We start from the raw sequence: 21,324 nt of genomic DNA on the forward strand, positions 1-21,324 counted from the left end.
TTATGCACGCCAAACAACAATTATTCATCAATGGCGACTGGGTCGATGGCGGGGGTGACGCTTTCACCAAGCTCGATCCTGTGGCCGGGCACGCTCTTTGGGAGGCCAAGGCGGCAAGTCCGGCGCAGGTCGACCAGGCAATCGCTAGTGCCCGAGAGGCATTTTCGAGCTGGGCGCGCCTTGCTTTCGATGAGCGCCAGGCCTTGGTCCAGCGTTTTGCTGAAGTGCTCAGGACCCGTGGAGAAGCCTTGGCCGTGGCGATTGCCGGGGAAACCGGAAAGCCTCTCTGGGAGGCGCGCACGGAAGTCGGTGCCATGGTCGGCAAGGTGACGTTTTCGCTGGATGCTTACCATGAACGTACTGGAAAGCGCGAAAAGCCTGTAGGCGGTAACGGCAGCGGGGCGAAAGCGGTGCTGCGCCACCGCCCGCACGGCGTAATGGCGGTATTCGGCCCTTACAATTTCCCCGGCCATTTGCCTAACGGCCACATAGTCCCGGCGTTGCTGGCGGGCAATACCGTGGTTTTCAAGCCCAGTGAACAGACACCGCTGACCGCCGACCTTACGTTGCAATGCTGGGAGGAAGCCGGGCTGCCGAAAGGGGTGCTCAACCTGGTGCAAGGTGGCGTGGAAGTCGGCCAGGCCCTGGCGGGTAACCCGGCTATCGATGGCCTGCTGTTCACCGGTAGCGCCAAGGTGGGTGGCATCTTGCATCGACAATTTGCTGGCCAGGTGGAAAAGATTCTGGCGCTGGAGCTTGGTGGCAACAACCCCTTGGTCATCAAGGATGTGCCGGACCAGCGCGCCGCAGTGCTGACCATCCTGCAGTCGGCCTTTCTGTCCGGCGGGCAGCGTTGCACCTGCGCGCGCCGCTTGATCGTACCGGAGGGTGAGGTTGGCGACCGTTTGCTCGATGCGCTGGCCGAGGCTATCGCCAAGCTGCATGTCGCCGCTCAGTTCGAGGAAACACGGCAGCCTTTCTACAGTGGCCTGGTGAGCGTGGCAGCGGCCGATGGTCTGCTCAAGGCTCAGGATGATCTGGAAGCCATGGGCGGCACCGTTATCGCACGCATGCAGCGGCTCGAAGACAATACTAGTCTGCTAAGCCCGGCGTTGATCGATGTCACCGGTCTGGATGTTCCAGATGAAGAGCATTTCGGCCCCTTGCTCAAGGTGCATCGTTATCGCGACTGGGACGAGGCCGTAGCACTTGCCAACGATACCCGTTACGGGCTTTCCGCCGGGTTGATCGGTGGCGAACGCAGAGATTGGGATGACTTTCTGCTGCGAATTCGTGCGGGCATCGTCAACTGGAACCGCCAGACCACCGGGGCTGCCGGTGATGCTCCCTTCGGCGGGGTGGGTGAAAGCGGCAACCACCGGCCCAGTGCTTATTATGCCGCCGATTACTGTGCTTATCCGGTGGCTTCCATGGAGTCCGATTCGCTGGAAATGCCCGATACCCTGCCACCGGGAGTCAGCCTGTGAGCGCGATGGATTATCGGGAAGTCAACTTCGATGGACTGGTCGGCCCCACGCACAACTACGCCGGGCTGGCGGTGGGCAACCTGGCCTCGATGAGTCACGAAGGTCGAGTGGCCAACCCCAGGGAAGGCGCCTTGCAGGGCCTGGCCAAGATGAAATCGCTGATGGATGCCGGCTACGCTCAGGGCGTACTGCCGCCCCAACAGCGCCCCGATATCGGTGCCTTGCGGGACCTCGGCTTTAGCGGCTCGCCCGTGGAGGTGTTGTCGCGGGCGGCAAGGGAAGCGCCGCAACTGCTACGGGCGGTGTGCTCGGCATCGAGCATGTGGACGGCCAACGCCGCCACCGTGACGCCGAGCGTGGATGCGCCTGACAGCCGAATGCACATGACCCCGGCCAACTTGCAGTCAAGCTTTCACCGCTTTCTCGAACCCGAAACCACCGGGCGCGTGCTGGCAGCAATTTTTCGCAACGAGGGGCATTTCGCGCATCACCCCGTGCTTCCGGCGACGCCTGCGTTTGCCGACGAGGGGGCGGCCAACCATACCCGGCTATGTGGCGATTACGCTGAACCGGCGGTGCATCTCTTCGTCTATGGGCGCCAGGCGTTCGGCGGCAACCCCAAGCGAGAGCCGAGACATTACCCGGCCCGCCAGACGCTCGAAGCCAGCCAGGCAGTGGCGCGCCAGCATGGGCTTTCGTCGGCCCAGACGGTTTTCGCCCAGCAGCATCCGGACGCCATCGATGCCGGCGTGTTTCACAACGATGTGATCGCGGTAGGCAACGGACCGGTATTGCTTTACCACGAAATGGCATTTCTCGATGAGCAAAAAACGCTGGACGAACTGCGCGCCAAACTGGCCACGCCCTTGATACCGATACGGGTTCCGTTGGAAGCCGTAAGCCTGGAAGATGCCGTGGCCTCGTATCTGTTCAACTCCCAGCTGCTTTCCAATCCCGATGGCGGCATGACCCTGGTGGTGCCCGGCGAATGTCAGGAACACGAAAACGTCTGGCGCACGATTCAAAATTACCTGCTCGCGGGCAATAATCCGATCGGTGAGGTGATCGTCAAGGATGTGAAGCAGAGCATGCGCAATGGCGGTGGCCCGGCCTGCCTGCGTTTGCGTGTGGTGCTCAATGAAGCCGAACGCACAGCGCTTTCCGGGCGTGTGTTGTTGAATGAAGCGTTATACGGCGACTTGATCGCCTGGGTGAATCGCCACTACCGCGACCGCCTCACGCCGGATGACCTCGCCGACCCACGGCTCACCGAAGAAACCCTGACCGCACTGGATGAGTTGACTCAAATGCTCAAGATCGGCTCAGTCTATCCCTTTCAGCGGGGGTAGTTTAAGCGCCTTTAAGTGAATGCTCCCGCGAATCATGCTGCGCATTGATTCGGGGCTTCATCGCTCCGCCACAACGTGGAGAGCGTGACCGGCATCCTCGGTGAGCCAGGGGAACGTTTGCCGCCTGACGCCTGCCCGTCCTTTCGGCGGGTCAGTTTGCGTTTCCATGCCCAGTAACGGGCACCCATGTTGTAGCTGGCGCTAAGATCGGCGTTGTACTGCTTCCCGCTCTGGAAGGTGGCCAGTTCGTATTGCGTCTTGTGCCGCTTCACGCGGCCAGAGCCATCAAACGCCCAGTATGACGTGCCTCGCGCATAGACATAAACCACCTTCCCGCCAGCTTCTTTCATCTTGTGCTCGATCAGCGTGGCGAGCCGCCGATGCAGCCATTGGTGAAAACGCTGGCGTAAGCTAGAGCGTTTTTTGCCCGCCTTGGGACGCCAGCCCTTCAGCTCTTCCAACCCGATCATGTCAGCACCTTCGGCCAAGGCAAAATCGACCAGTTGGCGTGACGTCTGTTGCGCCATGTTCTCGTTAATGCGCTGCACTTTGCGGTACCACGTTCGGCCAAAGCCTTTTGACAGCTTGCCGGTCTTACGCGCCTTGCCACGAATCATCGCGGCACGTTTATCGCGACGGTCCATGTCCGCTGCGGGGTGGAAAAACCGCCTCGCGGCGACAGTGCCGTTGGATGAAACGATGCTGGCCGTGACCAGCGTATTAATCCCCACATCCACCGCGCAGACGCTCTGCTGATCGGGGAGTTTTTCAGGTTGTATTTCCACCGGCACCGCCAGATGGCAGTGCCGATTGAGTACCAATGTGGTGATTTCACGGTGCCAAGTAGGTGGCGCTGGCGCACCGCTTTAATAGCGACGTTATGCCATAGTCATTCTTTACCGTTCCATAACTTCAGGCTGGCCGTGGTGAAGTCAGCATCAAACTTGACCAGTTGCCCGCGATACATCACCGGATAGTAGCCCGCGACGGCGTTAAAGCGTGGCGGTTTGGCGTCACGCCGTGAGCGGTAGCCCGATTGCCACTCGCGGTAGCGGGTGAGGTAACTGGACACCTGGCCTTTGACGAACTCGATAGCGGCACGGCGTAGGTAAGACGGGAACTTGTAGAACCGCTGAGCAAAATAGTGATGGCGAGGTGACGGGTTCTTTTTCGTTGGGTGGATTAACCGCTCGACCGCTGCCGAAAAGCTGGGCGCCTGCTGTAACGTTGCCCAATTATTGAGCACCACCACCGATAGCGCACGACAAAAGGCACGGTATTCATCCCGCGTATTCTGCATCAACTGTCGTTGTTGCAACGTGGCTTGCAGTGGCCATTTGTCGGTACGAATCATCTTGCTTGGCATAACGACACCATACCCCCAAACCCTGATTTATATCCAGCCATAGCGAGCCATGATATACATCATGGCCAGCCGTTTAACTAGCGCATCACGCTGCGCGTCGATGCGTAGGATGCGCGGCTTAAATTGCTCAAAGATAAGACAGAAGGTAGCCTGCACTTCTGGTAATTCCGCAACGCTACGTTCGCTAGCGCACGGTGAGTGTGTGCTTTAAGGGTTCATCCTGCGTCTGGACGTGGCAAAGGAAATGCCTAAACAAGGATGTTGCGCTATGCACTGCGGAGGATGCAGCGCTTCTTTCTCATAGTAGATCAATGGTTCGATAGCATCTCATTCTTCGTCCCGCGCTTTGTCCTTGGCGGCGGGGTTCGCCGCCTGACGCTGTTCCTCCTCGAATAATCGCTGGCAATTGCCGACATCATGCTCCATCAATTTTCATTACCGATGGCGGGGAACCGTGCCTAGAGTGCCGCGAAGGGTATTTACGAGCAAAGGTTCGAGCGAGAGGGGTGCAGGTCGTGAAGACTCAGCATTAAATCGATCCGTTGTAAGGAAAATGTTATGAAAACCATCTTTGTCCTAATGCTTGGAACGGTAGCCTTACTGCTGGCAGTCACCGCTCAGGATTCCCTTAGCGTGCGACTCTTCCTTGCTACGGTGGGCCTTGCGTTATACGCGGTGGCGCTGAGCCCGGGGTCCTCTCGGGGTGAACTGAAGGTATTCTCGCCCCGTAAGCCGAGCGAAGCAAAGATGGGCGAATTCAGTGATCGATCCCAAAGAAAGTAGCTTAAAGTTCTGAAAGAACTATCCTGAGTGATGCTGTCCATAACGGAACTAAACTGGTACTGGTAAAGGAGGTCCTATGCCGACATTTTCAGATAGCAATGATCGTCTGACCGTGTTGAAAAAATTCGGAACTGACCCCGGGTCGTTGCATGCGGACATCTATATTCCGAAAAACTTCGCGAAGAACGGGCCGCTCGTCGTCGTGCTACACGGCAGCACCCAGTCGGCGGAGAGCTATGACCATGGTTCAGGCTGGTCTACTCTCGCCGACGAATGCGGGATAGCGCTCCTGTATCCGGAGCAACGAAAAACTAACAACCCCCTTAGCAGTTTCAACTGGTTCAAGTCCGGCGACACCGAACGTGGCGGCGGTGAACCCCTCTCTATTCGGCATATGATCAAGCAGGTCGTTGAGGATCACGCCATCGACCCGTCGCGTGTCTTCATCACGGGGTTGTCCTCGGGTGGCGCCATGACATCCGTGATGCTGGCGACCTATCCAGAGGTGTTCGCGGGAGGCGCGATCATCGCCGGACTCCCCTACGGCAGCGCGGACAACATGATGGAAGCGATGGTTCGCATGAAAGGCTATGGCGGCCCCTCGGATAGCAAGCTCGACTCGCTGGTGCGCGATGCCTCGACCTTCGACGGCCCTTGGCCAACGATCTCGGTCTGGCATGGCGGCAGCGATACGACCGTCAACAATGCCAACGCCGATTCCATCGTCCGGCAGTGGCAGAAAATCCACAAAGTCGAAGGACCACCGACACGGGTGGAGGAGGTCGACGGTTTTCCCCGACAGGTCTGGTGCAACGACGAGGGGCGGGAGGTGATCGAGGAATACATCATCAAGGGAATGGGCCACGGCACGCCGATCATGGCCGAGGGGGACGAGGGCCTCGGGGAAGAGGACAGGTTTATGCTGGAAGTCGGTATTTCTTCGACCCGTCGTATAGCGCATTTCTGGGGCCTTACATAGTCGGTAAAAAACAGTCGGTGAAAAGAGTAGGAAAACGGTGGCCGGGCGTGTGCCACCGCTTGGAAACTCAAGATAAGACCGAGCACTTCTTTTGCGGGATCAGGCACCTGATGCGGGACCAGGCCCCTGAATAGTAAGAAATGCAGTTTAGCCAGCGCTGCTGCCGGCGCCACCTACCATGCCGCTACGCAGATCGCTTGCGCTACTGCTCGCTCCAAGGTGCTTGCCCACCGCATTTTCCGGTGATCCGGCCATTTCACGGAACATCCCCATGGAACCGAGCAGGGCGGAGGATTCGTAGGGTACGAAGACCCGCTCGCCATCCTTGGCCATGTTGGGTAAGGATTTGATATAGCTCTGGCCGAGCAGGTAACCCACGACGGTACGCTTGTTTTCTTCGCTGTCGCCGATGGCGTTGAGTACCAGTTTGATCGACTCCTGCTCACCCTGGGCGCGTAGAATGGCCGATTCCTTGTCGCCCTGAGCATTCAGGATCGACGATTCGCGCTGGCCTTGGGCCTTGGCGATGGCGGCGGATTTCTCGCCTTCGGCTTCGGTCACCGTGGCGCGACGTTTACGCTCAGCGGCCATCTGTAAACGCATGGCGGTTTCCACTTCTTCCGGCATGGCGATATCTTGAACCTCGACACGGGAAAGCTTTACCCCCCATTTGGACGCGGGTTCTTCCATGGCGGCCTGAATTTCATTGTTGACCTCGGCACGCGACTCGAACAGCTTGTCGAGCTCCATTTTACCCACCACCGAGCGCAGCGTCGTCTTGGCCAGCACTTCCACCGCCTGGCTCATGTTCTCCACTTCATAGACAGCGCGTCTAGGGTCGATTATCTGGTAGTAAAGGGCACCATTGATTCGCACCGTGACATTGTCCGTGGTTACCACCGGCTGACCGGGGAAATCCATCACTGTTTCCCGGCGGTCGATTCGGATCTCGTCACTGGTGATCGCTTGATATTCGTCACCCATCTTGCGGTAACGAAGCATTTTGATGGCCCGCGGCTGGTCGATGAACGGAACGATGATATTGATGCCGCTTTCGAGCACGCGGCTGAACGAGCCGAGCCGTTCGATGACCATGACTTCCGACTGGCGAACGATGACCAGCCCTTTGACGACGATCAAAGTGCCGAGCAGTACGATGATCAGGCTGATGATCAATCCCGGGCTAACAGGTAAATCCATGTTCAATGTTCCTTGGGTGAATCGAGGGTGACGATGGCGGTGGTGCCATCGAATGTCTTGAAAGTGACGGCCGTGCCTTCCGGAAGTTCGGTGGCACCGTTTTCACTTATTCGGATGCGGTAAAAATCGCCATTGACCTTGATACCGGTCGCGCCATCGAAATCGCGTTTGAGGGTGTGGTAGGTACGTCCCTTTTCGACACCGGTGCCGGTAGTGCCATAGGCCACGCCGCGTGGCGAGAACCAGGGGCGGATGAACTTGATGGCGATTGGTACCAGAACGCCGGCGAGGATACCCAGGCCGACCAATTGCCAGGCAAGCGAAAGGCCCAACCAGGCAAGCAGGGCGGTGAGGGCGGCAGCCATGCCCAGGGCAAGAAGTACCATACCACCGGAAGAAAGCTCCGCCAGACTAAGCAGTAAGGCGATGATCAGCCAGGTATAAGCGGGATTCCACTCCATCGAAACTCCTGTAATGACAACCTTTGATCAGGCTAGCCTACAGGATAACAGCGGCGGATGGCGGCCGGCTGCATGAGGTTTGGTGAAGGTCATTAAAAATGCCCGGACGCTTGTCCGGGCGTTGGGGAAACTGTCAACGCTAGGTCACACCAGGGAAGTCATTCGCTTTCGAACTCTTCGGCATTTTCGAGAGCATCCTGGCTCGCATTGGTCTTGATCACATAGTCGTCACCTTCCTGGGTCAACTCCAGGGAATCCCACTCGATGGCGACCTGTTTTTCTCCCATCCCGAGAAAACCGCCCACGTTGACAATGACGGCGGTTATTTCACCGTCTTCATTAATAATGAGGTCTTCAATGGAACCAATGCCTTCATCGTCTTCGGTGGTGCTGTGTATTTCCGTGTCCATCAAGTCATCAGCAAGGAACTCATTTTGTTCCTTACGGGTAACGTACATTGCTTCTTTATCTGTTGGGGAGCCGTGCATCTGAGTATCGCCCGTAATACTGCCCGCCTGCCCTTCGGTTGGCTCACTTTGCTGCTGAGCATGGGCTGTTGCGATGGAAAGCGCAAAAGCTGAAACGAATAACGTACTGATAACAGTGGTGTTATGATGTTTCATTAGAACCCCCTTGCAGTTTTCATGAATGACATGAAGCGTACTGTCCTGTACTGCCAAGCTGAATGTTCAGCCAAAATCAGTGTAGAAGTAAGTGCTTACTTTACAAGAGTCATTTTTAGCCTGGGGTTTACTCCACTCATCGAAGTCATACCGGCCATGGCATGAGCCAGCGATCAACTCGGCGAGCTGGATCAAGCAGTGCTATCCTGCCGCCTTCCGGGTAATGGGTCAGTCGAAATCAAGGAGACAACTGTGACGGAGTGGGTCTATTGGCTGGATTTGGCCGGCGTGGTGGTATTTGCACTTTCCGGAGTGATTCTGGCGTGTCGCACACGTATGGACCCCTTTGGCATGTTGGTTCTAGCGGCGGTGACGGGAATTGGCGGCGGCACGCTGCGCGATTTGGTGCTGGGGGTGCGACCGGTCTTCTGGGTGACCGACCCGACCTACCTGTGGGTGATTCTGGCCACCGTCGGGCTGTCGCTGGTGGGGTTTCATTACATTCACCGTCTTTCGCGAGGTTTCCTGCCGGTGGCGGATGCCTTCGGTCTGGCGTTGTTCACGGTTATCGGCACTCACAAGGCGCTGCTGTTGGGAAGCCCGGCTGAGGTGGCGGTGCTGATGGGGCTATTGACCGGGGTGGCGGGGGGTATGGTGCGTGATATTCTCGCCCGGCGCATACCCATGGTGTTGCGCGAGGAAGTTTACGCCACGGCTTCCATCGCCGGAGGTATCACTTACGTGACGCTTGACGGTCTGGGCGCGCCGTTCACGGCCATTATTGGCGGCTCGCTCGCGGTGACGCTGGGCTTGCGCCTGGCGGCGATTCACTGGAAGCTTTCGTTGCCGGTGTTCGCCTGGGTGACGCTGCCTCCCAAGGAGCCGCCACCTGAGTCGGCGGCCGATGCGTCACGACAGTCGGCACAGGTCGCCAAGGAACGTGTCCGCATAATTCGTCGTGATCGTGACCAAGAAAGCCGCTGATAGCTGGGTGTTCATGGCCGCCGTTCGCGCCAGGCATCGAACCAGCGCCTGGGGCTGATTAGATGCAGTTCCGGTGAGTTTTCTTTTAACCCGACCCCTAGGGCCAGAGCGCCCAGCCGCGCATAGAGGGCGCCACTAGCGGTGTCGTCCCGTAGCATCAGGTCGGCGAGTAACGACAGATTTTCCCCGCCGTACAGCTGGATATCGCTCAATTCGACCTGGGTTTCATCCAGGGTGAGTTGAGCCGTCCCTTCGATATCGCGCACGTTGAGCAGTCTCCCCAGCCATTGGTTGTCGCGGGCGCGTTGCAGGAACAGACGCGCCAGCAAGCCACTATCGCGCATGCTCAACCGCAAATGGCTTTCCAGCGTCAGCGGTTGCGCCCAATGCAGACGCGCTTGTTGCAAATCGAGCTGTACCCACCAACCGGCATCGCCTTGTGGCTCACCGGCGCCTTGTCGCTCAGTAGAAAGCCGCTGGACGCTATCCAGGCGCAGGCGCGAGCCATCGGCTTGAAAACGGCGTGCTTCCAAGTCGCCTTCGGAAAGGGTGAGCGCCAGTGTCAAATCTCCGCGCAGGTGTTGATCGAGCAGCGATAGTTCGGCGCCGAACGCCTGCAGTTCCAGATTTCCTTGGGCTTTTAGCCCTGTGAGCGTCATCTCACTGCTCAGGCTTGCCTGTCCGCCGAGCAAGGTGATCCCCGCTTCTTTCGGCAAGTAGGCGTTATAGCGCCTCAGATCGGGCACCTGGGTAATCGGTAGGGAAATTCGCGTAACGAAATCGCGTGGGTCCGGCGCGTTCAACAGCTGAGAAAATTGCCTGGTTTGGGTGGACAAAGCGAAATGCCGCCCTTCCAGATGAGGACGCGGGTCATCTGTGCGGCGTAGCTCGAAACGAGGCAGGGCCAGCGACAGTTGGGCGTGATCATCCGGGTCAATCCGTGCGGTCAATTCGCCACGTCCGCGTGCCTGATGGTCGAGAAACCCCACGCAAAGGTCGTCGGCATTGATTCGTAACCGGCTGCCGGGCAACGGGCGGTTGCCTTCGAAATCAAGTTGTAGGCGCAGTTGGCCGTTGCCATCCACCGCCAAGCCATGGGCGTCGGGCAAAAAAGTATTGAGAAACCCTAGATGCTGCACCATGCCCTCGACAACCACCTGGCCGCTGGGAATGTCCTCGTTGCGCTGAAACTGGCCTTTTCGCAGCACTATCAAGCTTTCAAGACCTTCAAGACTTTCAAGACCTTCAGAACTTTCCAGTCGCTCGGTGTCGGCCTCGCTACCAGCCTGCCAGTTCAGGCGGCTGCCGCTGATGTCCAGCTGTGTAGCGTCCAGGGTCGCCTGGTTCAATGCCAGGTCAAGCCGCATCTCGCTGGTCAGGGTGTGGTCGCGAAAGCGAGTACGCAGCTCTCGGCCGGTCAGGGTAGCTTTTCCCTGGATGCCTTCCTGGGTGACGTTCAAGCGCCCGTCACTTTGCGCACTGCCTCCCTCCAGGAGCAGCGGCGAGGGGGAAGGGAGGTAGGGTGAAAGGTAAGGCTGCAAGACGGCAATGTCGGGCAGTCGCGCCGCTTTCCATTCTACGTAGCCTTCGGCCTGGGCCAGGGCGGTGTCAGCGTCCAGCGAGCTTTCGAGGTGCAGCGCGAGGTCGGCGTCCTTTAACAGGCGACGCCCATGGTGGTCGAACTCGGCCTCATTCAAGGTGATGTCCGCACTCAATTGCCGACTCTCTTGCAAATCAGCACTCAGCAAGCCACGGCCTCTGGCGGTAAACCCCAATGCACGTGCCTCCAGGCGCGGGGATTCCACCCTGAGCTCAGCCTGGTCGGGGCGTGCCTCAACAATGGAGACGCTGGCGTCAAGCGAACCATGGCCACGCAGTTCGATTCCCTGGCCATCAAGAGTAGAGGCCAGATAACGGTCCAGCATATCCAGGCGCGTGATATCCCCTTTGAGTGTGGCTTGGGCATGGGTGGGCGCTTCGAGTTGATTGAGAGGCTTGTTGGGCAGCCGGGTGAGTAGCGTCAGGTGGATGCGTTCGGCGTAAGGCTCGCCATCCGACAGCGCAACGTCGTTCCATTGGGCGGAAAAACTCAAAATATCGGGGGTCTTGCGGGGTACCTCCAAGGTGACGTTGCCTTGGCCCTGGGCATAGTGGGTGGGCGGCATTTGCCCGGGAATCAACCATCGCCGGGCGCTGTCGGCTGTATCGTCGGCTTCATTCAAGCGTGACTCATCGACCTCGACACGCAAGCGTGGCGAGTCAAGCCGCAGGCGGCTACCCGATTGAAGCACGCCCTTGGACAGTGAAAGCTCGCCCTGCAGTCTGCCGTGACCGGAAAGGCTCAGCCAGGGCAACGCTTGCAAGTAGGGGTTAAACACATCCCAGGCATCCGCATAGGCTTGAAGATCGAGCGCGCCGGAAAGCGCACCCAGGGTTTCCGGGCCGGCTTGAGAGGGGATGATACGTTCAAGTGAAAGGTCGGCGTTCAAGGCGATATCCCGGCTCAGGTTGGTTGAGCCACGATCGATACGGGCTTCTTGCAGCGAGACAACAAACAGTGGGATTTCCAGGTAATCCGGTGTTAGGCGGGTATCTTCGAGCTGAAGGCTGCCATCGCCTTCCAGACGGTACTCATTCAGGGTGAGGCGGCGAATCCCTTGGGCGTCCAGGGAGGTAATATGCAGCTCACCCCGCAGCAGTGCCAGCAATGAAAGCTCGAGTGTCGCCTGCTCGGTGGCTAGCGAAAGGGCGAGTCGACTATCTTCGCGAGCCAGGTAGAGGCCGGTGAGTTCCCAGCGGCCGGGGTGACGGCTGGTGCCGCTTTCCCAGCTGATCTCGATACCTTCCGCCTGGGAAAGCCGCTGAGCCAGCCATTGGCTATTGAGCAACCAATGGCTGGCCGCTAGCCAGGACACGCCGAGGGCGCCAAGTATCAGCCCTATGCCGCCTAACCAAAGGACGATACGCCTGGACAGGCGATGGCGCGCTGGCGTTGAAAGCTCTGGCATGGCGTCTTCCTTTTGTTTGAAAAACGTTCCGGAAAACGTCTGATATCTGGAACATCCGTGGATGTACGCTGGCACAAGTAAATTGAGCATCCTTGTGCTGCGGCTCCTGTAAGCGTTGTTTTTATGGCATTATGCGCGGCATTGGATCATTTTGGATCTCGTTTTCAACGCAAGGCAGAGGCAGGCAGCAAACGCCATGTTCAAGGAATTTTACTCGCAGCGCGGAGAGCAAGTCATGATTTCCGCAGAGCAGGCCAGTCGATTCGCCAAGGGTGTGGCCGGCGACTACAACCCGATCCACAACCCCGATGCGCGGCGTTTCTGCGTGCCGGGAGATTTGCTGTTCACGCTGGTGCTGGAACGTTTTGGCCTGTCGCGGCACATGCAGTTTCACTTCCTGGCGATGGTGGGGGCGGACACCCCCCTGAACTTCAGCGAAGTGGAAAACGGCGATATTCATGTGACCGACGATAACGGCAAATGCTACCTGACGGTAACCCGCTCAGGTGAAACCACACGCGACAACGCGGCGGTCGATGCGTTTTCGCGGTGTTATGTGGCGTTTTCCGGCAAGAACTTTCCGCACTATCTCAAGCCGTTGATGGAAGAGCATGGGGTGATGTTCAACCCCAAACGCCCGTTGGTAATTTATGACAGCATGGGCTTTTCGTTGGAACGCCTGGACGGCTTTTCTCCCGATCTGACGCTGAATCACTCATCGCTTGAGGTCAATGGCAAGCGGGCGGATGCCTTGCTCGAATTTTCCATCCATTCCAATGGCATCCCTGTGGGTATCGGTTCTAAGAAGCTGGTGGTCAGTGGGCTGTGTGATTACGATGCCGTGGCCATGGAGGCTATCGTGGCGGAGTTCTATCGTCTCAAGGCCGCCTACGAGGACGCCTGACGACCCCCTTGTCGCAACTCACCACGGTGACCGCGCAGGGGGCGTCATCGATGACATCGTGACTGACGCTGCCGAGCAGGGACTCGCGCCACTTGCCCAGGCCGCGGCGCCCCATGATGATGACCGGGGAGTCATTGCAGTGCCGGGCATGCGCGACGATGGCTCGAGCATAGTGCTCATTTTCCAGCAGTGTCTGGGTGACGCCCGCCGGCACCTCGCCGAGTGCCTTGCGTGAGCGAGCGAAGACGCGCATCTCTTCGGGTTCGCCGTCATCCCGAAGCGGCACCTCACGGGGAGGCCGGCAAAACAGCAGCTCGACGGGAAGCCTGCCGCTGCGTGCCATATCACCGGCCAGGCGTGCCGCCATGTCGCTGTGGCTCGAGCCATCCACCGGCACCAGAATGCGCTTGATGCGGGCCTTGTTGAGCACATCGGCATCGGTATGCAGGATGGTGACCGGCCCCCGGGCCTGGTGCACCACGGCGTTGCTGACGCTGCCACGGACCCACTTGCCCATGTCGCTGAGCTGACGCGCCCCCATGACCAGCAAGGCGCGAGACTGATCGCGAGCGTGGTCAATGATGACGCGCTCGGGGTGGCGAACGAAGCTGCTCTCCTCGAGCACTACCTCCTCCGGCGTCGGCGCCTCGTCGTGGAGGGCCTTGCGCGCCTCGGCGAAGGCGGCGGCGGCGGCCTGTTTGCGCTGGGCGCGGTCGTGGTCGAGTTCGGCTTTGCGGTTGGCCGGCAGGTCGCTGAGCTCGGGTGGGTTCAGCGGCATCACGTGTACCAGTTGCAACTGGGCGTCGAGCAACTGCGACAGCAGGCCGGCGTGATGCGCGGCGGCGGCGGCTTCGGGTGAGCCATCGACAGGGGCGATTACCAGCGAGACATGCTCACTCATCGGGCAAGACTCCTTGAAGGTTGAATGCCCGACAGCCTAGCGCAGACGAGGCGCAGCGTCTTGTCTTACGGCATTCGCTCGGCGGGTGCCATCCGGCGGGTGGCTGGGGTATTCTCGCGTTATCGATTAATTCTAACGACAAGAGGCTTTACATGAACCTACGCAAGTCATTGACGCTGGCGGTGGCCGCCGCCGCTCTGGTCTCCACCAGCCTGAGCGCTCAGGCGCGCGATTTCCGCTTGGGTCTGATCACCCCGGCTCAGCATCTGTGGTCAACCGAAGCCGAGGCATTTGCCGGTACCCTGGAGGAGCGTTCCGAGGGTGAGCATAGCGTGACGGTTTACCCGGCTCAGCAGTTGGGTAACGAAGCGCAAATGGTCCAGCAGCTGCAAACCGGCGCGCTGGACATGGCGTTTCTGACCATCGCCGAGATTTCCAATCGCATTCCGGATTTCGGCGCCCTGTATGCGCCCTACCTGGTGGACGACGTCAATCACGCCGCTCGGTTGTTGCGCTCCGATGCCGCCGGGGAGTTGCTCGAGCTCATGCCTGTCGAGGTAGGGATGATCGGGGTGGGTTACGGCATGGTGGGCATGCGCCAGGTGCTCAGCCGCGATCCCATCCAAAGCGCCGAGGACATGAACGGCCAGCGTATCCGTATCACCCCCTTCGAACCGATTCGCGACTTCTATACCGCCACGGGCGCGGCCCCGGCGCCGATGCCGCTGCTGGAAGTCTACGATGCGCTGGCCAACGGCCAGGTCGATGCCATCGACATGGACTTCGATTCCATTCTGATCCTCAAGTTTTACGAGCAAGCGGATAATCTGCTGATTTCCAACCACATGATGTTCCCGATGGTGGGCGTGGTTTCCGGGCGGGTATGGCGCGAGCTTTCCGAACAGGACCGCGAACTGATCGATACCACCATGGCCGAGCATCTGGAAAACGTCCTGAGTGGTTTCGAGTCAATGGATGCCGCTCAGGAAGAGCAGATCCGTGCGCTGGATATCAATATCGTTGAAGCCGATGCCGACTTCTTCAGTGAGGCCATCGCCGAGTGGGAAGCCATCTGGGAACCCAAGGCGCCGATGCTGGATACCCTTCGCGAAGAAGCCGAACGTCTGCGTGAACCGCAGCAGCAGTGAAGGCGTGGATGAACAGGCGGGCCGATAAGGGCGGAGCTTGATGCTGTCACGTTTTTCGACATGCCTGGCGCACCTGGAAGAAATCGCCGCCGCCTTTCTGGCGGCGGCGATTACCTTGTTGATTCTGACCAATGTCGCCTTTCGCGCCCTGGGCAACCCGCTCTACTGGATCAGTGAACTGGCGATTTACGCCATGATCTGGATGACTTTCCTGATTGGCGGGGCGGTGCTCAAGCGTCGCCAGGGTATCGCAGTTACCTTGTTAAGTGATGCCCTGCCGAGCTTCGGGCGCAAGCTGATCGGGGTATTCGTGGATACCATGGTGCTCGGGTTCGCCTTGATACTGCTGTGGCTGTGCTGGCGCTGGTATCAACCCTGGGCCTTGATGCAGGCGGGGTTCGATACGCGTACTTTTCAAGGCGAGACGTTCAACTTCATCTATGCCGAAAACACCTCGACGTTGGGCATGAGGAAGTTCTGGCTGTGGCTGATCCTGCCCTGGTTTGCCTTTTCACTGAGCCTGCATGGGGCGACCAACCTTTGGCAGTCGCTGACAGGCTTGGGCGACCCGGCGAGTGACCCTTCCACGGAGCCGCCGCCATGACAATCGTGATATTCAGCGTATTGCTGCTGGGGGCGGTGCCGATCGCCCTGGTACTGGCGTTGACCGCCCTGTGGTACATCCAGGCCTCCGGTAATACGGTGTTGTTCGACTCCTATCCCCAACAGCTTTTCAGTGCGGTGGAAAGCTATGGCCTCTTGGCGATTCCGCTGTTCATGCTGGCCGGTGAATTGATGAACGAAGGCGGACTGACCAAGCGTTTGATCGCCTTGGCGCGTATTTTCGTGGGTGGCTTTCGTGGTGGTCTGGCCTACATCAATCTGGTCGCCAACATGATGATGGCGGCGATCATCGGCTCGGCCGCCTCGCAGATCGCGATCATGTCCCGAGCCATGGTGCCGGCCATGCAACAGGAGGGCTACAGCAAGTCCTACAGTGCCGCGATTACCGCGGCCGGCGGCTTGCTCTCGCCGATCATTCCGCCCTCGATGTTGTTCGTGCTGTTCGGGGTGATGGCCCAGGTGCCGATTGCTGAAATGTTCATTGCCGGCATTCTGCCGGGGTTGCTGCTCGGCTTTACCTTTTTCGTCACCATCGCGGTGGTGGGCCTGGTACAGCAGTATCCGCGTGGAGAATGGCCCAGCCGCCGCCAGGCGCTTCACGATCTGCTCATGGGCCTGCCGGCGTTGAGTATTCCCCTGATCATTATCGGCGGCATATTGCTGGGCTTGGCCACTCCCACGGAGTCCGCCGCCCTGGCGTCACTGGCTGCGCTTTTGATCGGGCGCTTCGTGTATGGCGATTTGCGATTCGGTCACCTCCCCCTGGTGCTGCGGCGCACGGCAGTCAATGCGGGGCTGGTGATCATGCTGATCGCCGCCGCCGGGGTGTTCGGCTGGGTGGTGGTTTACGAGCGTTTGCCGCAAATGGCGGCGGCCTGGATCGCCGCCCTGACCACCGACCCATTCCTGTTCTTGTTGCTGCTGATCGGGGTGCTGTTGCTGGTGGGGATGATTATCGACGGCATTGCCGCCCTGATCCTGGTGGTGCCCATACTGCTGCCTATCGCTCAGGAGCAGTTCGGCATAAGCCCCTATCAGTTCGGCGTGGTGGTCTGTCTGACGTTGGTGATGGGGCTTTTGACCCCGCCGGTGGGGGCGGGGCTGTTCATTGCCTCCTCGATGACCGGGGCGCCGCCGTTGAAAATTTTCCGCTCTCTGCTGCCTTTCCTGCTCGCCACCCTGGTGACGCTGGTGCTATTGGCCTGGCAGCCCTGGTTGACTACCGGGCTGATCGGGCGCTGAAAATTCGGCTGCCGAGACATGCTCGGGTATCACCAGGGTGGCGCTGTCACCCATCAGGAAGTCCCGATTGAGCTTCAGCGCTTCACGCAGAAAATCCCACAACAAGCGCACCCGCGCCAGGCGGCGTTGTTCCTGGCGGGCGGTGATCCAGAACTGACGAGTCACCGTCACCTCGTCTTCCAGTACGCGCACCAATGAGGCCGTGGGTTCGGCCATGAAACAAGGCAGCACCGCAAGCCCGGCACCATGCAGGGTGGCACTGTACTGAGTGGTGACGCTGGTGCTGCGAATACTGAAATGCGCCTCTTCGCTGAGGCTGCTGGCGGGTAACAAGGGGTCGAGATAACTCAGCTGGTCGCTGAAGATAAGATCGTCCACATAGCCGACCAGCGGGTGGCGGGCCAGCGCAGCCAGGGTTGTGGGGGCGCCGTGGCCCGCCAGGTAATCCTGGCTCGCGTAAAGGCGCAGCCGATAGTCGCATAGCCTTGAAATTACCAGGCCCGGGCTTACCGGGCGTTCGATGGTAATCGCAAGGTCCGCTTCGTGGCGGCTCAAGTTGACCACTCGGGGCAGGGCGAGAATATCCAGGGTAATGCCCGGGTGTCTGCGGCAGAAGGCGGAAAGCAGTGGAGCGATCACCCAGGTGCCGAAACCTTCCGTCACTCCCAAGCGTATCTGGCCGCTGACCTGATGATTCTTGTTGGACAGGTTTTCCCCGGCTTCCTCGGCATGGCGGGCCATTTCCTCGGCATAGGCCAACAGCTGCTGGCCGGCTTCCGTCAGGTGATAGCCGTGGGTGCTGCGCTCGAACAGTTGGGTGTTGAGTTGTTGTTCGAAACGCCTTGTACGCCGCGACAAGGTGGAATGATCCAGCCCCAGGCGCCGAGCGGCATCGGTGAGCCGACGGCTGCGCGCCACTTCGAGAAAGATTTGAATGTCATGCCAGTCGAGCATGGGGGCTCCGCTTGCAACGTAAGGGGTCTGTTTTGGGTAGCTGTTTGTGCAATTATGCACAAACAATGTGCCTGAGTGCCCGTTGTCAGGCAATCCGACCTGCGGATAGACTCCTCGTTACTACTATTCGTGTGTTTGTACACATAACGTCTAACAAACGAAAAATTGATAGGCAAACAATAATTTATAGGAGCAACGCCATGACCGTCCGCGAAATCCCCATGATTATCGATGGCCAGCCGGTTCAATCAAAAAGCCAGGAATGGCGCGAGGTGGTCAACCCGGCTACCCAGGAAGTGGTCGCCCGAGTGCCATTTTGTACGCCTGAAGAAGTCGATCAGGCGGTTGCCAGCGCCAAGGAAGCCTTCAAGACTTGGCGCAAGACGTCGCTGGGCAAGCGCATGCGTATCATGCTCAAGTTCCAGGCGCTGGTACGCGATAACGTTTCCGAGCTGGCCGCACTGATCACCGAAGAGCACGGCAAGACGTTGCCGGATGCCGAAGGCGAGGTGGGCCGTGGCCTGGAAGTGATCGAGCACGCCTGTTCGATCACTTCCCTGCAGCTTGGCGAATTGGCCGAGAACGCCGGTAGCGAGATCGACGTCTACACCATGCACCAGCCGCTGGGCGTGGGGGCGGGTATTACCGCCTTCAACTTCCCGATCATGCTGCCGTGCTTCATGTTCCCGCTGGCCATTGCCACCGGCAACACCTTCATTCTGAAGCCTTCCGAACAGGACCCCAGCTCTACCATGCGTCTGGTCGAACTGGCTCACGAAGCGGGCATTCCGGCAGGGGTGCTCAATGTGGTGCATGGCGGCCCGGATGTCGCCAATCAGATCTGCGACCACACGGACATCAAGGCCCTCTCGTTCATCGGCTCCACCCATGTGGGTACGCACATCTATCGCCGCGCCAGTGACGCGGGCAAGCGTGTGCAATCCATGATGGGCGCCAAGAACCACTGTGTGGTGATGCCGGATGCCAACCGTAGCCAGGCCATCAACAATCTGCTGGGTTCCGCCTTCGGCGCCGCCGGTCAGCGCTGCATGGCCAACTCCGTCGTGGTGCTGGTTGGGGATGCACGTGAGTGGCTCGAAGATATTGTCGAAGGCGCGCGTAACATGAAAGTCGGCCCCGGTACCCAGCGTGACGCCGACCTCGGCCCGCTGGTATCGCCCGCCGCCAAGGAGCGTGTCGAACGCTTGATCGGGGTGGGTGAGAAGGAAGGCGCCAGGCTGATGATTGATGGGCGTGGCTGCGAGGTGGAAGGCTATCCCAAGGGTAACTTCGTCGGCCCGACCCTGTTCGCCGATGTGACCGCCGACATGACCATCTATCGTGAAGAAGTGTTCGGCCCGGTACTCTGTGTGGTCAACGTCGAAACGCTGGATGACGCCATTGCCTTCGTCAATGCCAACCCCAATGGCAACGGCACCTCGATCTTCACCAATTCCGGCTGGGTGGCGCGTCGCTATGAAAGCGATATCGATGTCGGTCAGGTGGGTATCAACGTGCCTATCCCGGTGCCGGTGGCCTACTTCAGCTTTACCGGCTCACGGGCCTCGAAGCTGGGAGACATGGGTCCCAACGGCAAGCAGGCCATCGCTTTCTGGACCCAGACCAAGACCGTTACCGCGCGTTGGTTCGAGCCGGAAAACGTCTCCAGCGGCATCAACAGCACCATTTCGTTAGGTTAGAATTGTGTTGGAGGTAGCGTTATAAGAACGGCCCCGTCTGCAAAGGCGGGGCCGTTCGTCCGTGCATGAGTCGGTATGCTGAGCGGTGTCAGAAATTCTCGAACAGGGGAATCGATTGCGTGAGCAATCTTTCCATGGGAACCAGCTGGCTTTCGTGAAGAATCAACAGGCTTTCTTCGGTGCGGTAGTCCGGGCCGGGAGGGATCACCACGGCAAACTCACCTTCTTCCAGATGGAATTCGTGTATCTCGCGTAGCCCTTGAGGCGTTTCACAGTGAGCGCAACGGTAGGAGTCGTCTTCACTGTAAACCAGGCGATGATAAATCTTGAAGAAGGTGTACAGCGCCAGTCCCTCTTCAAAAGCTGGCCAGCGGGCGGGAATGGTACGTGTTTCGGTATCCAGCACCTGGCCCTTGGCGTGAGCCTTGGTGATAGCGGCATCCAGCGGTTTGGCCAGCAGCGAGAGATCGTCGCTGGGAAAAGCGCTACCTTTCTGCGTGGCGAGGGTGAATTCGTCCACCGCTTTTTGAAAATCGCTGATGCTGTTTAGATGATAATCGGCATTGAGCAGCGCTTGCGGCTCGAAGCCGCCGTTTTCCCAGCCATGAATCACCCTGAGAGTGAGGTGTCCGCGCTTTAAAGGGCGTGCTACCAACAAGTGCAACATGATACGAATATGCAGTTGTCGCTCGTCGGCATCATTGCCGAACGCATGATAAGGATCGGCAAACAGTTCATGCAGACGACCCGGGGTATGTTCCTTGGCTTCGGTGTAACGCATAACTGCTTCCCTTGTTCTTATCGGGTATTGCGCGATAAATGCGCAGATTTATGATTGTTTATAATGACACGCAGTATGGCGAGAGGGGTCGAGAATTGGAAGAGCCAGGCTGTCATGCTGACGCCTGCTTCACAAAAACGCTACTCCATAAAAAGCCTGTTCCATAAAAACGCTGTTTCATAAAAAAAGGAAGCATCATGAGTATTCCGATCAGTCGTTTTCCTCTTCCGGAAACCCTGGAAGAGTTGCCAGAAGATATTCATTCCACCATCTTGGCGGTACAGGAGAAGGCCGGTTTCGTGCCCAATGTCTTCTTGATGCTGGCACATCGCCCGGCGGAATTTCGGGCTTTCTTCGCTTATCACGATGCCTTGATGGAGCGCGAGTCCGATACTCTCACCAAGGCTGAAAAAGAGATGATCGTGGTGGCCACCAGCGCGCGTAATGCTTGCCTGTATTGTGTGGTGGCCCATGGCGCCCTGTTGCGCATCTACAGCAAGAATCCGCTCCTTGCCGACCAGGTGGCGATCAACTATCAGCTGGCATCGATCAACCAGCGCCAGCAGACAATGCTGGACTTCGCCATGCACTGCAGCCTGAACGTGGGCGAGCTGAGCAGCGATTGGGAGGCGCGCCTGATGGCGGCCGGTTTCACCCAGGACGATATCTGGGACATCGGCGCGGTGGCGGCGTTTTTCAGCTTGTCCAATCGCCTGGTCACACTTGCTGGAACACCGCCCAATGAAGAGTTCTATCTGATGGGACGTGTGCCGAGAGACAAGCCGGCCATGTAAGAGATGCCACGCTCTGTCGACTGAACTTGGGACAAC

General features: G+C 58.8%; 19 protein-coding genes. 10 read left to right on the forward strand and 9 right to left on the reverse strand.

Translation table 11 applies throughout. The features are described from left to right. Positions 1 to 2 precede the first annotated feature (2 nt). Both astD and astB read left to right on the forward strand, forming a co-directional pair. The gene (gene astD / locus DU506_RS13330; RefSeq protein WP_114487403.1) at positions 3 to 1,487 is read left to right on the forward strand and encodes a succinylglutamate-semialdehyde dehydrogenase; all 1,485 of its coding nucleotides are present in this window, start codon (positions 3 to 5) and stop codon (positions 1,485 to 1,487) included. A 5-nt stretch (positions 1,488 to 1,492) separates the two neighbouring features. Next, positions 1,493 to 2,836: an N-succinylarginine dihydrolase gene (gene astB / locus DU506_RS13335; RefSeq protein ID WP_114487426.1), complete on the forward strand. Its 1,344-nt coding sequence runs from the start codon at positions 1,493 to 1,495 to the stop codon at positions 2,834 to 2,836. Positions 2,837 to 2,868: 32 nt separating this feature from the next. Here astB and DU506_RS22200 read toward each other — a convergent pair whose 3' ends face one another. After that, positions 2,869 to 3,621, reverse strand: coding sequence for an IS200/IS605 family accessory protein TnpB-related protein (locus tag DU506_RS22200; protein ID WP_235825615.1), 753 nt, complete (start codon positions 3,619 to 3,621; stop codon positions 2,869 to 2,871). A gap of 104 nt (positions 3,622 to 3,725) precedes the next feature. Next, positions 3,726 to 4,202: a hypothetical protein gene (locus tag DU506_RS22205; RefSeq protein WP_235825617.1), complete on the reverse strand. Its 477-nt coding sequence runs from the start codon at positions 4,200 to 4,202 to the stop codon at positions 3,726 to 3,728. An 859-nt stretch (positions 4,203 to 5,061) separates the two neighbouring features. On the opposite strand from DU506_RS22205, the gene DU506_RS13350 reads away from it, so the two are divergent. Beyond that, positions 5,062 to 5,964, forward strand: a complete 903-nt coding sequence (locus tag DU506_RS13350) for an extracellular catalytic domain type 1 short-chain-length polyhydroxyalkanoate depolymerase (protein WP_114487405.1) — start codon at positions 5,062 to 5,064, stop codon at positions 5,962 to 5,964. A gap of 147 nt (positions 5,965 to 6,111) precedes the next feature. Here the strand turns inward: DU506_RS13350 and DU506_RS13355 are convergent, their stop codons facing one another. From DU506_RS13355 to DU506_RS13365, 3 genes are all read right to left on the reverse strand, one after another. Further along, positions 6,112 to 7,164: an SPFH domain-containing protein gene (locus tag DU506_RS13355; RefSeq protein ID WP_114487406.1), complete on the reverse strand. Its 1,053-nt coding sequence runs from the start codon at positions 7,162 to 7,164 to the stop codon at positions 6,112 to 6,114. 2 nt (positions 7,165 to 7,166) lie between these two features. Continuing rightward, positions 7,167 to 7,625 carry an NfeD family protein gene (locus tag DU506_RS13360; protein ID WP_114487407.1) on the reverse strand — a complete coding sequence of 153 codons (459 nt, stop codon included), beginning with the start codon at positions 7,623 to 7,625 and terminating at the stop codon, positions 7,167 to 7,169. 158 nt (positions 7,626 to 7,783) lie between these two features. Further along, positions 7,784 to 8,248, reverse strand: a complete 465-nt coding sequence (locus DU506_RS13365) for a PRC-barrel domain-containing protein (RefSeq protein ID WP_114487408.1) — start codon at positions 8,246 to 8,248, stop codon at positions 7,784 to 7,786. Between the two features lie 252 nt (positions 8,249 to 8,500). On the opposite strand from DU506_RS13365, the gene DU506_RS13370 reads away from it, so the two are divergent. Beyond that, positions 8,501 to 9,232 (forward strand): trimeric intracellular cation channel family protein, encoded by a 732-nt coding sequence (locus DU506_RS13370; protein ID WP_114487409.1) that lies wholly within the window; start codon positions 8,501 to 8,503, stop codon positions 9,230 to 9,232. A gap of 11 nt (positions 9,233 to 9,243) precedes the next feature. Here the strand turns inward: DU506_RS13370 and DU506_RS13375 are convergent, their stop codons facing one another. Then, positions 9,244 to 12,240, reverse strand: a complete 2,997-nt coding sequence (locus tag DU506_RS13375; protein ID WP_114487410.1) for a hypothetical protein — start codon at positions 12,238 to 12,240, stop codon at positions 9,244 to 9,246. 196 nt (positions 12,241 to 12,436) lie between these two features. Between DU506_RS13375 and DU506_RS13380 the strand changes: the two genes are divergently transcribed. Next, the gene (locus DU506_RS13380; RefSeq protein WP_114487411.1) at positions 12,437 to 13,144 is read left to right on the forward strand and encodes a DUF3581 family protein; all 708 of its coding nucleotides are present in this window, start codon (positions 12,437 to 12,439) and stop codon (positions 13,142 to 13,144) included. Here the strand turns inward: DU506_RS13380 and DU506_RS13385 are convergent. Further along, on the reverse strand, positions 13,119 to 14,045 hold the full coding sequence (locus DU506_RS13385; protein ID WP_114487412.1) for a universal stress protein: 927 nt from the start codon (positions 14,043 to 14,045) through the stop codon (positions 13,119 to 13,121). The two genes, DU506_RS13380 and DU506_RS13385, sit on opposite strands and share 26 nt — an antisense overlap. 152 nt (positions 14,046 to 14,197) lie before the next feature. Here DU506_RS13385 and DU506_RS13390 point away from each other — a divergent pair, with 152 nt between their 5' ends. The 3 genes from DU506_RS13390 to DU506_RS13400 are packed head-to-tail and all read left to right on the forward strand — an operon-like array spanning position 14,198 to position 17,059. Beyond that, positions 14,198 to 15,193 carry a TRAP transporter substrate-binding protein gene (locus tag DU506_RS13390; protein ID WP_114487413.1) on the forward strand — a complete coding sequence of 332 codons (996 nt, stop codon included), beginning with the start codon at positions 14,198 to 14,200 and terminating at the stop codon, positions 15,191 to 15,193. A gap of 40 nt (positions 15,194 to 15,233) precedes the next feature. Continuing rightward, complete coding sequence (locus tag DU506_RS13395; RefSeq protein ID WP_114487414.1) at positions 15,234 to 15,797, forward strand: TRAP transporter small permease; 564 nt, start codon at positions 15,234 to 15,236, stop codon at positions 15,795 to 15,797. Further along, positions 15,794 to 17,059 (forward strand): TRAP transporter large permease, encoded by a 1,266-nt coding sequence (locus DU506_RS13400; protein ID WP_114487415.1) that lies wholly within the window; start codon positions 15,794 to 15,796, stop codon positions 17,057 to 17,059. Before DU506_RS13395 ends, DU506_RS13400 begins: the two co-directional genes overlap by 4 nt. On the opposite strand, the gene DU506_RS13405 is transcribed toward DU506_RS13400, so the two are convergent. Further along, the gene (locus DU506_RS13405) at positions 17,012 to 18,013 is read right to left on the reverse strand and encodes a LysR family transcriptional regulator (protein WP_114487416.1); all 1,002 of its coding nucleotides are present in this window, start codon (positions 18,011 to 18,013) and stop codon (positions 17,012 to 17,014) included. The genes DU506_RS13400 and DU506_RS13405 overlap by 48 nt on opposite strands. Positions 18,014 to 18,213: 200 nt before the next feature. Here DU506_RS13405 and DU506_RS13410 point away from each other — a divergent pair, with 200 nt between their 5' ends. After that, positions 18,214 to 19,713, forward strand: a complete 1,500-nt coding sequence (locus DU506_RS13410; protein ID WP_114487417.1) for a CoA-acylating methylmalonate-semialdehyde dehydrogenase — start codon at positions 18,214 to 18,216, stop codon at positions 19,711 to 19,713. A gap of 88 nt (positions 19,714 to 19,801) precedes the next feature. On the opposite strand, the gene DU506_RS13415 is transcribed toward DU506_RS13410, so the two are convergent. Then, complete coding sequence (locus DU506_RS13415) at positions 19,802 to 20,494, reverse strand: hypothetical protein (protein ID WP_114487418.1); 693 nt, start codon at positions 20,492 to 20,494, stop codon at positions 19,802 to 19,804. A gap of 197 nt (positions 20,495 to 20,691) precedes the next feature. On the opposite strand from DU506_RS13415, the gene DU506_RS13420 reads away from it, so the two are divergent. Next, positions 20,692 to 21,288, forward strand: coding sequence for a peroxidase-related enzyme (locus DU506_RS13420; RefSeq protein WP_114487419.1), 597 nt, complete (start codon positions 20,692 to 20,694; stop codon positions 21,286 to 21,288). Positions 21,289 to 21,324 lie beyond the last annotated feature (36 nt).

This window comes from Vreelandella rituensis (assembly GCF_003336665.1).
Taxonomy (GTDB): Bacteria; Pseudomonadota; Gammaproteobacteria; order Pseudomonadales; family Halomonadaceae; genus Vreelandella; species Vreelandella rituensis.

Bases quoted from the DNA above. Each gene is read 5' to 3' on its own strand.
- astD (WP_114487403.1), top strand. From the start codon at position 3: ATGCACGCCAAACAACAATTATTCATCAATGGCGACTGGGTCGATGGC.
- astB (WP_114487426.1), top strand. From the start codon at position 1,493: ATGGATTATCGGGAAGTCAACTTCGATGGACTGGTCGGCCCCACGCAC.
- DU506_RS22205 (WP_235825617.1), bottom strand. From the start codon at position 4,202: ATGCCAAGCAAGATGATTCGTACCGACAAATGGCCACTGCAAGCCACG.
- DU506_RS13350 (WP_114487405.1), top strand. From the start codon at position 5,062: ATGCCGACATTTTCAGATAGCAATGATCGTCTGACCGTGTTGAAAAAA.
- DU506_RS13355 (WP_114487406.1), bottom strand. From the start codon at position 7,164: ATGGATTTACCTGTTAGCCCGGGATTGATCATCAGCCTGATCATCGTA.
- DU506_RS13360 (WP_114487407.1), bottom strand. From the start codon at position 7,625: ATGGAGTGGAATCCCGCTTATACCTGGCTGATCATCGCCTTACTGCTT.
- DU506_RS13365 (WP_114487408.1), bottom strand. From the start codon at position 8,248: ATGAAACATCATAACACCACTGTTATCAGTACGTTATTCGTTTCAGCT.
- DU506_RS13375 (WP_114487410.1), bottom strand. From the start codon at position 12,240: ATGCCAGAGCTTTCAACGCCAGCGCGCCATCGCCTGTCCAGGCGTATC.
- DU506_RS13380 (WP_114487411.1), top strand. From the start codon at position 12,437: ATGTTCAAGGAATTTTACTCGCAGCGCGGAGAGCAAGTCATGATTTCC.
- DU506_RS13385 (WP_114487412.1), bottom strand. From the start codon at position 14,045: ATGAGTGAGCATGTCTCGCTGGTAATCGCCCCTGTCGATGGCTCACCC.
- DU506_RS13390 (WP_114487413.1), top strand. From the start codon at position 14,198: ATGAACCTACGCAAGTCATTGACGCTGGCGGTGGCCGCCGCCGCTCTG.
- DU506_RS13395 (WP_114487414.1), top strand. From the start codon at position 15,234: ATGCTGTCACGTTTTTCGACATGCCTGGCGCACCTGGAAGAAATCGCC.
- DU506_RS13400 (WP_114487415.1), top strand. From the start codon at position 15,794: ATGACAATCGTGATATTCAGCGTATTGCTGCTGGGGGCGGTGCCGATC.
- DU506_RS13405 (WP_114487416.1), bottom strand. From the start codon at position 18,013: ATGCTCGACTGGCATGACATTCAAATCTTTCTCGAAGTGGCGCGCAGC.
- DU506_RS13410 (WP_114487417.1), top strand. From the start codon at position 18,214: ATGACCGTCCGCGAAATCCCCATGATTATCGATGGCCAGCCGGTTCAA.
- DU506_RS13415 (WP_114487418.1), bottom strand. From the start codon at position 20,494: ATGCGTTACACCGAAGCCAAGGAACATACCCCGGGTCGTCTGCATGAA.
- DU506_RS13420 (WP_114487419.1), top strand. From the start codon at position 20,692: ATGAGTATTCCGATCAGTCGTTTTCCTCTTCCGGAAACCCTGGAAGAG.